Source organism: Pontibacter mucosus, assembly GCF_003054055.1.
GTDB classification, from domain to species: Bacteria; Bacteroidota; Bacteroidia; order Cytophagales; family Hymenobacteraceae; genus Pontibacter; species Pontibacter mucosus.
The window spans coordinates 67,427-79,628 of record NZ_QBKI01000006.1 but is presented as its reverse complement, the minus strand read 5'-3'; the positions used below and the strand labels follow the sequence as shown (position 1 = coordinate 79,628).

At 53.1% G+C, this 12,202-nt stretch carries 5 protein-coding genes; 1 reads left to right on the top strand and 4 read right to left on the bottom strand.

The window, feature by feature from the left end:
• Window positions 1-155: 155 nt before the first annotated feature.
• Window positions 156-1,304: a serine hydrolase domain-containing protein gene (locus tag C8N40_RS12600; protein WP_108212133.1), complete on the bottom strand. Its 1,149-nt coding sequence runs from the start codon at window positions 1,302-1,304 to the stop codon at window positions 156-158.
• Between the two features lie 104 nt (window positions 1,305-1,408).
• The gene (locus C8N40_RS12595; RefSeq protein ID WP_108212132.1) at window positions 1,409-2,494 is read right to left on the bottom strand and encodes an endonuclease/exonuclease/phosphatase family protein; all 1,086 of its coding nucleotides are present in this window, start codon (window positions 2,492-2,494) and stop codon (window positions 1,409-1,411) included.
• A 260-nt stretch (window positions 2,495-2,754) separates the two neighbouring features.
• Between C8N40_RS12595 and C8N40_RS12590 the strand changes: the two genes are divergently transcribed.
• Window positions 2,755-3,996, top strand: coding sequence for a serine hydrolase (locus tag C8N40_RS12590; RefSeq protein WP_245905105.1), 1,242 nt, complete (start codon window positions 2,755-2,757; stop codon window positions 3,994-3,996).
• 75 nt (window positions 3,997-4,071) lie between these two features.
• Here C8N40_RS12590 and pbpC read toward each other — a convergent pair whose 3' ends face one another.
• Complete coding sequence (gene pbpC / locus C8N40_RS12585; RefSeq protein ID WP_108212130.1) at window positions 4,072-6,420, bottom strand: penicillin-binding protein 1C; 2,349 nt, start codon at window positions 6,418-6,420, stop codon at window positions 4,072-4,074.
• Window positions 6,421-6,690: 270 nt separating this feature from the next.
• Window positions 6,691-12,126, bottom strand: coding sequence for an alpha-2-macroglobulin family protein (locus C8N40_RS12580; RefSeq protein ID WP_170114096.1), 5,436 nt, complete (start codon window positions 12,124-12,126; stop codon window positions 6,691-6,693).
• Between the last annotated feature and the right edge of the window lie 76 nt (window positions 12,127-12,202).

Below are 12,202 nucleotides of genomic sequence, written 5' to 3'. Positions count from 1 at the left end.
ACCAAGTTTCTTAACAGAATGACAATTAGCTTTGAGGCCTTGTGAGTAGCATGAACCGGTCCTGTCCACAGAGAGATAGGGGTAGGTGCACCACAACTTGAAGGAAAGTGTAAACCAATCAGTTTCGAATAAATCCAGGCCGCAGGCTACATTAGTTATTTCTCAATCAAATGCCGGTACAGGCTGTTGATGGTAGCGGCCAGGGCCTTGTTATACTCATCGCTGTCCGGGGCACTGCAGCCGTTTGTGATCACTACAAAGCCATACTTCTGTTTCGGATCAAAAAACATGGCGCTGTAGAGGCCGTAGGCCGAGCCGGTGTGTCCTTTCAGTTTCTTGCCCGGAATAAGATCCTTCGCGGTGGTTAAGGCCAGGCCGTAGCCGTTGCGGGCAATTTCCTGCTGCATCTGCTTAGCACTCTTTTTTGAGATGATGCGGGTGCCTTTATACTTGCCTTTGTTTAGGTGCATGGCCATGTACTTGGCCAGGTCGGTGGCGGAGATTTTCATGCCGCCGGTAGGGGAGAAAATCGGGGTGCTCTGGCCCATCACATAACTCCGGATGGCCTCCCGGCGCGGGGCATAGGCCGATGGGGAGGGGGAGAAGCTGTTCGAGTCGGGATTATAGGCGTAGAGTGTAGTAAAGCGGCTGCCGTCCAGCGAGTCAACATTATACCCCCCGTACAGGCCCAGCGGGTCCAGGATGTGGTGCTTTACGTACTGGTCAAAACGCTCTACGGACACTTTTTCAAGTATGGTGCCAGCCATGTTAAAATTGAGGTTGCAGTACTGGTAATCCGTTCCTGGCGCGTAGCTGTTGTAACACTTCTCCCACTCCGGATTTTTGGCCGGGTTGATCGAATTGAGCGTGAAGTATCCCTGGCTGTCGTTGATGCTGGAAGTATGCGAAAGCAGCATTTTCAAGGTGATGACCCGCTCCGGGTATCTGGGGTTCCTTACTTTAAATCCAAGTAAATTACTTACATCATCCTCCAGCGATAATTTACCGGCCTCTGCCAGCTGCTGCAGGGCCGTAGCAGTGAACGACTTGGAGATAGAGGCAATCCGAAAAATGTCGCTGTTGCTGAGCGGCGTTCTGGTTTCCAGGTCCTTCAGCCCAAAGGAATTGGCGTAGACGATGTCTTCTTTTTGCACCACGGCCACCGAAAGTCCCACCACGTCATACTGCTGCATGATGTTCCTGATCTCTGCCTCGGCCTTCGCTACCTGGCCGTAGCTGCTGGTGGCAGCGGAGAAAAGTATAAATGTCAGGAGAAAGAGCCTCCACCCGGTTGTTTTGATCATAGTTTCTTGCTTTAGCGTAAGGTTGCTGTAAGATACTAATCTGCCCCGGATTTTGCTGCTCCATTTCTTACAGTGGATGGGTGAATGTGCGGAAGTTGGTGAGCTTATTTCCCCGGCTCGTGCACATGCGATTCTTCCACCTCATGCATATCCATTTTCGCTTCTGCCCAACTGTGATCTTCCTCGTCCGCCTGCAGGCCTTCCTGCTCGGCTCCATGCGCCACGTCATATACCAGCTCCACCAGCATCGGGAAGTGGTCGGATCCAAAGTATGGGAGCCTCTCGATATGGGCCAGCGTGAAATGCTCGCTGTGAAAAAGGTGGTCGAGGGGCCAGCGCGCAAAGAAGATGCCGGCATGGAAGGTGTTGAACATGCCCCGCCCGATACGTGGGTCCAGCAGGCCGCTGATTTTCCGGAAAAGCCGTGTGGTGGCAGACCAGGCCACATCATTCAGGTCGCCGGTAATAATGATGGGGTCCGTTTCGTCGGCCACGCTCTTTCCCACTACCAGCAGTTCTGCGTCGCGCTCTGAGGAGGCCGGGTTCTCGGTGGGGCTGGGCGGGGCCGGGTGCAGAAAATGAAAACGCACCTTCACTTTAGATCGCAGTTCCACCAGCGCGTGCATCGAGGGCACATCCGGCTCAACCAAGAACTGTATGGCCGTATCTTCCATCGGCAGCCTGGAATAAACGTGCATGCCGTAGCGGTTGTCCAGGGGGCATTTTATCGTATACTTGTACTCTTTTTCCAGCACGCTCAGTAGTTGCTCCCACCACAGGTCAGTCTCCAGCGTTACCAACACGTCGGGCTCATGCTTTTTAACCATAGCTATCAGGCTGTCGGCGTTGCGGTTTGTCATCAGTACATTGGCCGTGATCACGCGGATGCTGTTGGCCTCGTACCGGTTCCGCGCCGGTTTCACCTCCACAGGAAAGAGGCTGGTGTAGGGCAATATCCAGCCAAACTGAAAGCTAAAGCAGCCGAGCGCCGCACCAGCCATCAGCCAGGAACTAAAATTTGAGAAATCTAGGAAAAACAGGTCTGCCAGCAGCAGGAAAAAGGCCAGCAGCATGAACTGGAAGCGTGGGAAATCCAGGCCACGCACCCACCAGGCCGTGTGCCTCCAGAGCGGCAGCAAGGTCACGTAAAGTATAAAGTACGTGAGCACGACCAGTAGCTTGTAAATCATCAGCGATGCCTTTTATACTTCCGGGTAATCAATGGTGTGTTTGGTTAAGGACAATACGAGTCCGGGAGGAGCAAGGTGAAAGTATAGGCGAAATATGATAACTTAGGAGGGAAGGAATACAGGAGCTTTTGCCGCATCTATAGAAAGTAATATATTTCTGAAAAACTACCCTGATTAGTTCGTGGCCCTTACCCAAACTTCATCAAATGGCAAGAATTATACTTTTCCTCGCAGTGCTGGTATGCCTGCATAAACCTGCTATGTCTCAGCGAAAAACCGATAAGCACCTGCGGGAGATACTCAGCAGCGCGGGCAACGAAAACGTAAACAAGCTGCTCAGCAACCCGGAAGCATACCGCGTGCAAATCATTTACACGGAGATTAACCGGGATAAGCACAACAAGCCCTCTTTCCGGAATTATTACTTCAACTACGATCCGGATTTATACTTTAACCCGGCTTCCACGGTGAAGATGCCCCTGGCTTTTATGGCGCTGGAGAAACTAAACACGCTCCGTGAAGCAGGAATTGACAAGAATACCCCCGTGGTGTTCGACAGCAGCTTTGTAGGGCAGCGGCCGCTTTACGAAGATGCCTCCTCAGAAAGCGGAATGCCTTCGATAGCGCACCTCATCAAAAGGGCCTTGCTGATCAGTGAGAATGATCCGTACAACCGCCTTTTCCAGTTCGTGGGCCAGCAGGAGATAAACGAGAACCTCCGTCGCAAAGGCTACAAGGATTCCCGTATTGTGCGCCAGTTCATGGGCTTTACTACGGAGCAGAACCGCCACACCAACCCTGTCCGCTTTTTAAACCCAGACGGCACGACTAAGTATAGCCAGCCTGCCGCCTATAACCCCAACCCCATCGACTTTAGCAAGGAGATAAAGTTAGGAAATGCACACTTCGACAGCAACGACAGCCTGGTGAATGGCCCGTTTGATTTTACTATACATAATAACATGCCGCTGCAGGATATGCAGCAGTTACTGCAGTCGGTGATGTTCCCAGCCTCGGTGCCTAAAAAGCAACGGTTTAACCTCACGCAGGACGACTACAGCTTCCTGTACCGTTATTTGTCCCAATACCCCTCCGAAACGCCATACCCAAAGTATGACACGGCGGCCTTTTACGACAGTTACGTCAAGTTCTTTTTCCGAGACAGCACCCACCGTATGCCAGAGCAGGTGCGGGTGTTCAATAAGGTGGGCTGGTCCTATGGCTTCATGACGGACGTGTCGTATGTGGTTGATTTTGAGAACCAGGTGGAGTACATGTTATCGGCCACGGTATATGTGAATAGCGACGGTGTGATCAACGATGGCAAGTATGACTACGATACCCTGGGCTATCCTTTCCTCCACGGCCTGGGGCAGGTTATTTACCAGCACGAACTGGCAAGGGAGCGTAAGTATAAGCCAGATCTGTCGGCCTTCCGGGTTGCGTATGAAAAGCGCGACAGCCAGGATACCCGCCCCGCCCTGCGAGAGGTGGATAATTAAACCGGGTCAACGGAGGCTTCCAGCTTTGGGGGAAATAGCTGGACTGACAAAGTATAAAAATCGCAACGCTATACTTTACAGAAAGCTGACCGTGATGTAGCTGTCCGTATTCCGGCCCTGGTCATCGGTGCAGGATATTTTATACCTGCCGGCCCGCTGCGGCTCAAAAAACACCTTCTCATTTGCGGCGGTGGCGCGCAGAAATTTATCGTTGATGTACCAGTATACCTGCTTTACCTCGTTGTGGGTGTTGCTGTGCAGCATCAGTTGCTGGTGTTCCTCCCGCTCCAGAATATACTCCATGCCGGAAGCCGGGGAGGTGATAGCCGGGGCGTACTCTTTAAAGATGCGGCTACATGTTGGGTTGTGCGCCGGAATCTGCTGGTAGGGTATACGCTCAGCATCGTAAAACGTGAGCAGTTCCGGGGCGTGGTTGGGGTAAAGCTGCTGCACAAAGCCTGTCGCCGGCTGGCAACTGGTGCAATAGCTATACTTTTTATCGGCGGAAACGGCAATCTTTTTTAGGTGGCTGCACTTTTGGGTGTAGGAGATGCCAGGTATAAAGGTATCTAGCAACTGGTTTTTGCAAAAGCTGTTGGCTGGGTTGCCGCTCTCAGCGCACACCGCTCTTAAACCAATGCTTTTTGGTTGCTGAAACCATCCGTCAGCGGAGTTATAGTCAATGCTGTTGAAGATGTCGAAAAGGAGGGGAGTGGCTGAGTCGGTGCCGTTAAGTTCGGGCACGCCCTCGCCGGAGAAATTGCCGACCCAAACGCCCACCGTATACTTTTTGTTGTAGCCGATGCTCCAGGCGTCCTTACGCCCGTAGGAGGTGCCGGTTTTCCAGGCAATCTTGGGCAGGTTCGGGCTGTTGTGGGCATTGTGGGGCAGGTCGGGGCGCGTGAGCTGCGTCAGAATCTGGCTCACCATGTAAGTTGATGCGGGCGAAAGTAACTGCGTTTCTGCTTGCGTAGTGTCCTGTTGCAGCCAACGCGCAGCGCTATACTTTCCCTGCTTGGCAAAAGCGGCGTAGAGCAAGGTCAACTCCTCCAACTTCACATCACATCCTCCCAGAATCAGAGAGAGGCCAAGCTGGTTGCCCATCTGCTTCATCTGCGAAAACTCTGCCTGCTTCAGCTTATGCACAAAAGTATAGACGCCGAGCTGGTCGAGCACTTTTACGGCTGGTACGTTGAGCGAAGTGGCCAGGGCATGCTCAATGGTGACGTTGCCGTTGTAGTTGCCGAAGTAGTTTTGTGGGCGATACCCGGCATAATCCACGGGTACATCAGTAATGACGGTTCTCGGCGTGAGCAGTCCTTTGTCGAAAGCGGTGGCATAGAGGAATGGCTTTAAGGTGCTGCCCGGTGAGCGAACTGCCCGCACACCGTCTACCTGCCCGTGGTGTGCGAAATCATTGAAATCAGCGGAACCCAGGTAGGCCTCCACGGCCTTTGTTTGATTGTTGATGACCAGCACCGCCGCGTTGTGAATGTTTTGGTAGCGCAACCGCTGCATATAGTTGTAGGCCAGCTGCTCCACTTTCTCCTGCACCTGCCGGTTTAGTGTGGTTTTGATGATGGGCTGATTCTTATACCTGCGGTACATGCGGTAAGCAAAGTGCGGCGCCACTTTGGGCGCTTCCTGTCTGCGGGCTTCCAGTGGCTCGAGCAAAGCATCCTCAATCTCCGCAGCCGGAAAAGCCTCTTGCTCCCAGTAGTATTGTAGCCATTTATTTCTGAATTCAACTATTCTTTCATTCTGCTCGCCAATCCGAAGCGAAGAAGGTTTGTTCGGTATAACAGTCAGCGTAACCGCCTGGGCCAGGCTCAGCTGCCTGGGCGACTGCTGAAAGTATAGAACAGCGGCAGCCTTTACACCTTCAATGTTGCCGCCAAAGGGCACCAGGTTCAGGTATAGCTGCAGGATTTCGTCTTTGCTGTAATACCACTCCAGCTGCAGCGCCCGGAACATTTCGGTGAGTTTATTAGCATACGTGCGCTGCTGCGGATAAAGCAGCCTAGCCACCTGCATGGTAATGGTAGAGGCACCGGAGGTTTTCCTGTTTTGAAGGATGTTGTTTGAGAAAGCCCGGGCAATGGCAAAGGGGTTGATGCCTGGGTGGTAGTAAAAATACTTGTCTTCTTTCAGCAGCACCGCCTTCTTCAGCACCGGACTGATTTCATCCGGCTCCAGCTGCATGCGCCACTTATCGTCCCGGCTCAGAAAGGCATTAATCACGCTGCCATCGGAGGCCGTGATGACGGGGGAGTAGGAGACGTTTACCTTGAGTGGGTAGAGTTGGTTAAGAATAGCAAAGGCAAGGCAAAGGGTCAACACAAAGTATAAAGTATACTTCAGCCAGGGCTTGCTATAGGTTAGCAGCCGGTGGATTGGGGTATACTTTTGGTTTTGTGTTGGCATTTGGTTTATCTCTCCTGGGTTTCATCCCCCTAACCCCTTCAAAGGGGGACTTTTATTCTTGAAGACTATCCCCTTGAGGGGATTATAGGGGTGTTATTTTTTTGAGGTATAACACTAGTCCTGAACCTTTATGTATTTTCCCCGCAGGTGTAAACACCCCTGTAGTCCCCTCAAGGGGACAGTTGGCGCTACTCTGGATTTTCGACCATGATTGCTTCATGACCCCAAATAATTCAGATTTCTCACTGCGTTCGAAATGACAGTAGAGGGTTACCTCACTCTCACTACGCCTCCCCCCGAATAGCTATGGTACTCTGCGTTATACATGGCATCTGCCCCAATCGGGCCTAACTGGAAGGTACCCTTTGACACCGCGCGCACCTGGTAGAAGAAGTACTGCTGCTCCGGTTTGGCGGTAGCGTAAAGGTTTATCCGGTCGTCACGGATGTCGATGTAATCCGGTGTGGCGGGTTTTTGAGCCTCCAACCAACTGAACTCGCGGGCGGTCATCAGGCGCGGGTTTTCTATTTCGAAACCGGCCGGCAGCATGTCGGTGATGGCCACGTTGGGTATACTTCTGCCGTCCAGTGACTGCAGCTCCACGCGCACGATTACCAGGTAGTTTTGCCGAAAAGTATTGTTCGTGATTTCTTTGCCATTTCGGTCGAAGAAGGTTTTACGCACTTTCAGGTAATTGTCTTCGCGCTTCACATCGCCACTCTGACTAGTGCCTTCCAGTTCCCAGAAATAATACAGGCTGCCGTTGCCCTTGCCGCGTATGCTGATTGGCCCGCTGCCGATGTTGCTCGTCAGGGTCAGGTCTTTGCCGGTGAAGGTGCCGATTTGCTTGCCGTTCTGGTATACCTGCGCGGTTTGGTTGCCCTGGTTTCTGCTCGAGAGCTTGCCCAAAGCCATTAGCGCAAAAGCGCGTTCCTGCGTGTTGTACCAGCGTTTGGAGCGCAGTTCTTCTGATAAATGCCGCGCCATGGTGCCAACCTGCGGGTTGTCCGGGTCCACTTCTATCAAGCTGTTCAGAGAGATGGCCATGTCGCGGAGCGGGGAGTAGAAGCTGCCGTCCAGGGCACGCACTGAGGTTTCGCCGGAGAAGGAGCGGGGCAAAATCTGGTTGAAGCTCTCGCGGCTGCCGTTCAGGGCATACGTGCTGGCAAGCAGGTAGCGCGCATCCAGCGACAGCAGTTCCGGCTTGGCCTTGTAGTAGTTCATCGTAGACCAATCCACCTGGCCGGCTATGCTGAGCACATAGAGCGAGTAAGTCGTTTCGCGGGCGGCAATGTACTTGCTCTGCACCTGGCGCTTGGCGTCGTAGTAGCGGTACTCTTCCAAGGCCTTGCCTTTTACCTTTTGCTGCAGGTAGCGCAGGGCCTTGTCCAGCACCTCCTGCGTTACCGGGAAGCCGGCTTTTTTGGCCTCCAGCAAGAAGTGTGTGGCGTAGGTGCTGCTCCACCAGTCGGTGTAAGTGGCGCCGGGCCAGTAAGTGAATCCGCCGTCGTACTGCTGCATCAGCTCAATTTTGGTGATGGCCTCCTGTACCAGGTAGTTCGGGTTAAACGTGCGGCCTTGTTGCTCCTGGTTCAGCGAGCGGGCCAGGTCGGTAAAGTATAAAAGTGGAAAAGCCGTGGAAGTCGTCTGCTCCAGGCAGCCGTGCGGGTAGCGCAGCAGGAACGTAATATCATCGGTAAACTGCGCCAGCGGCGAGCGGCTTACCACCAACTTGGCCGACACGGAGGAAGGTATAAAGTCGTTAGCCAGCTTGATGTCGGCCGTGGCGCCATTTTTTATACTTCCGGCCTCCGTTACTTTGGTTAGCGGCGCGATAGGGCGAACGGTGATGTCGGTGTTGCTGGCAAACGACTCGTTCAGCGTATTGACCTGTACCTTCACCGTTGCCTGCCCAATGGCGGGCGTTGCTACGAGTTTATAGGTTACCTGCGCCTCCGCGTTCGGATTTATACTTGCTGATTTTTTTGCTTCGCCCACCACACGCAACGGACCTGTCACGGTGATGGTACTGGCGGCTGTGGCTTTGGTGGCTGTGGTATTGCTCAGTGTGACCGGCACCAGTATCGTATCACGAGGGCTCACAAAACGAGGAAGCGCCGTGCTAACCACCACCGGGTCCGATACGCGCATCATCTTCTCCGAAGAGCCAAAAGCATTGTCTTTGTAAGCCACGGCCATGATGCGCAAGGCTCCCGAGAACTCAGGTATACGCACGTTCACGGTGGCCTCGCCGTTGCCGTTTGCCTTTAGTTGACCGCTCCACAATGACACCAATTTTACCCGTTTGTTGGTCAGCGGATTGATGCGTTTGGCCAAGTCGTAGCCGTCGCCGCCCGTGCTGGAGCGACTGCCTAACTCTGGAAACAGATAGGGGTACAAGTCATAGCCCGTCACCTCCAGCGCCCGTTTCTGGTAGAAAAAGCAGTGCGGGTCGGGTGTCTGGTAATCCTTAATCTGCAGAATGCCTTCGTCCACCACAGCCAGTGTCACCTCCGCGTTAGGAACCGTTTTCACCTTCACTTGCTGTACTTTGTTAGAGCGGGACGCCTCCGGGGCAAGTATAGCGACGTCTAGTTTTGTGCTCTTCTTGGTCACTGTCAAAGGCTTAAACCCGCGGGCAATGGTGAGCGGCATCTGGTTGTCCTTTACCTGGCGCAGCGCGATGGCGGTAATGTAGGCCGTTGGCAGATGCTCGTCTTTGATAGGCAGTGTGAGTGAGGCGGCTTTCTTGTCGGTTTTAAGGTAGTAGTGGCTTAACACGTTGTTCTGCTCCACTGTTACCAGAATTTTTCCGGCAAATGGTGACTTGAACAGGATTTTGGCCTGCTCGCCTACTTCATACTTTTCCTTATCCAGCGAGATGTCCACCTCGCCTTCGGTGTTCACGGCAAAGGAAGTGCTTTCGGTATCGCCCCAGCCGTAGGCGTAAAACTCCTGCGCTACGTAGTTGTAGGCACCAGGCCGCATCACCCGTATTTCGTACTCACCAGACGATACAGGTGTGAAGTTGAACGTAGCTCCCGAGGCAGGTATAGCGATGTTCTGGCTGATAAGAACATTCTCTCTACGCTGCGATTTATAGTTATACTCCTCGCTGTGGCGCTCTATCACCGACTCGTAGGTATAGCGCACCAACTGCACGCGGGCCGTGGTGGAAACCGGTGAGCCCTTGCGGTCAAGGGCAATAAGCGGAATGTTCATCGCACGGCGGGTGCTCACGTAATCATCAAAATTTTTGATGCCGAAGAAGGCCTGCTGCGTGCTCACGTCAAACTTGTTGAGGCGGTTAACCGGACGGCCACTTTCATCAAAAACAGTGGTGTAAAGCGAGCCGTCCAACAAACCGATATCCTGGAAATCCTCCAGCTCAAAGGTTTCCTGTCCTTTGCCCTGCGCATCGGTTTCCCCCTGGCGGGTGCTGGTCTGGATGTTGATGGAGCCGGAGGTATGGATATCGAAGGTATAATCGGGGTAGCGCTTGGCCTCGAAGGTTTTCTTTTTGAGGCTCAGCTGGGCTTCGTAGTTGCGGTTGGCAGCGGGCGGACCGAACAGGTTTTGGGCAGTCAGGTTGAGTATAAGCTTCTCGCCGGCATTGTAAGTACTCTTGTTCAGCGTAGCCGTCACCTTCAAGCGGTCGGGCATAAACTCTTCTACACCGATTTTTTTGGCGCTCAGCAGCACATCGTTACCCGAGTATACTTCCAAAGTATAGGTGCCCGTCACGGCCGCTCCGTTCAATATAAAGCTGGTTTCGCTGGCGCCCTGTTTGTTGAGTTTGCCTTTGGTGCTGCGGTATTCCTTTCCGTTTGGTAAAAGCAGTTTCACCTTGATGGGCAACCCGGCCACTGTTTTCCAATCCGGCGTACGCACCACCGTGTTAACATGAATCGTATCGCCGGGGCGGTAGAGGTCGCGGTCGCCGTAGATGAAGGCGTCGTAGTTCAGGTCATTCAGGCGTTTGCCACCCACCTCAAAGCGCGAAGTATTTACCTGCGTCTGACTGTAGGGCATGTAGTTAAAGTCATCGCCTTTGCGGGCCGTAATCATCCCCATCTTAAAGTCCGGGGCATTGTTGCTGATGTTGCTGAAACGGGCCACCCCGTCTTTATCGGTCGTGCCCTGGTGCACCACCTGATTGTTGGTGCTGATGAAGCGAATCTCAACACCTTCCATCGTAGTGGCCTCGCGGATGGAGTTGGCAAACACCACCACCTCGTTTTTGCCCTGTTTGGCAATCAGACCAATATCCGACACCGACACGATTTTGGAATCCTTCAGCCAGTTTTTGTCGGTGCTGGCCACAGTGATGACGTACAAGCCTTTGAACTGGCTGTCGAAGTCGAGGTCGTTCAGGTTGAGGTTGAGCAGGTAAGAACTGCCCTGTTTGCGCAGGCTTTCGGTGTTGTACTCCCGCTCAAAAAGCGTATTGCCGTTGTTCTCGTTCACGTCGTAGTAAGAGCTGGAGTAGTATTCCTCGGTCTCCTCGTCGTAATAGCCGTCGTACATTTTGCCCTCGCGCAGGTAGTGCAGAATGTTGTTTTCGTATACTTTGCTGATGCTCACTTTAATGCGCGGCACCTGGTTCAGGTTTAGGGCGAGGTTGCGGGCGCCCTGGCTGCTGAGGTAAACGCTCTTGCCGCTAACGAAGCTGATATCGGGTTCCACGCTGGCAAAGGTGACACTGTGCCGGTAAGGCCGCCCCATCGGTTTGCCTTCCATACCCATCAGGTCGCCGGAGAGGGTGAGGGTGTAGGTGCTGCTCTGGTTGAAATTGCCTTTCAGCACCAGGCCATTTTGCAGGCGCTCCACGGTATACTCCCGTCGCGGACTGACCTCTATTAAATTGCCAATGTTGCTGTTGGTAACAGGCTGTGTGGTGAGGATGTAGATGCGCTCCTGACCCTCTTCTAAGGCCGTAATTACTTCCGAAACCATCATGCGCTGACGGCTCGGCAAGAGGATATCCCGCTCGATGGTATGGTCGGTCTGGTTGGTGCTACCGGACACGCTCAGGCCTTTAGCTATACTCAGGCGCAGCGGAATTTCCTTGTCTTGCTGCCCCTCCACATTTTTCACGCGGATAGTGATGTTGTCGCGGTTGCCGCTGGTCAACTCTACGGGCAATTCTTTGGTGCCCGCATAAACTTTCAAGTGCTCCCGCAGCTCCTGGAACAGCACCGGGTAGTTAAAGTCGAGTTGCAGACTGGCCTCCAGTTGGTTCGGACTGTTCTCGTTTGCGACCCAATAGCTTTTTACCTGTTGCAACCTCAGGTAGGGCGTATGAAACGTAAAGCCTTGTCCGGCCGGAATTTTATACTTGGTGGCGGCGTGCTGGAGCAGGTTTTCGGTCAGTTCAGCTCTGTAGTCTGTAGTAGGGGCAAAGGGCTTGTCCGGCGAGAACACCAGTTCGTTCGGCGCTGTCCATTTATACTTGCCGGCCACCTTGGGTGTGATGGTTAGGTAGGGAATGCTATCCCATCTGTTCAGCAGCGAGTCGCCTACCAGGTCCTTGTCGAAGGTGAACACCAGGTTCTGCTCCCGGTTGATTTCCTGTTCGAAATTTTTGCTTTTCAACCTGAGTTCGTCGTTGTTGCCGCGACATGCCGCTATACAAAGTATAAACAGGAATAAGCCGAATCGATGCAGGTAGTAAAGCGGGAGGGGAGGGGCTTGTGTTGCTTTCATTGTATGAATAGTAGAAGGGCAAGTATATAGTTGGTTGAAGTTTATAGTTGTTGGTTGCGCCTTTTTGTTTCTACGG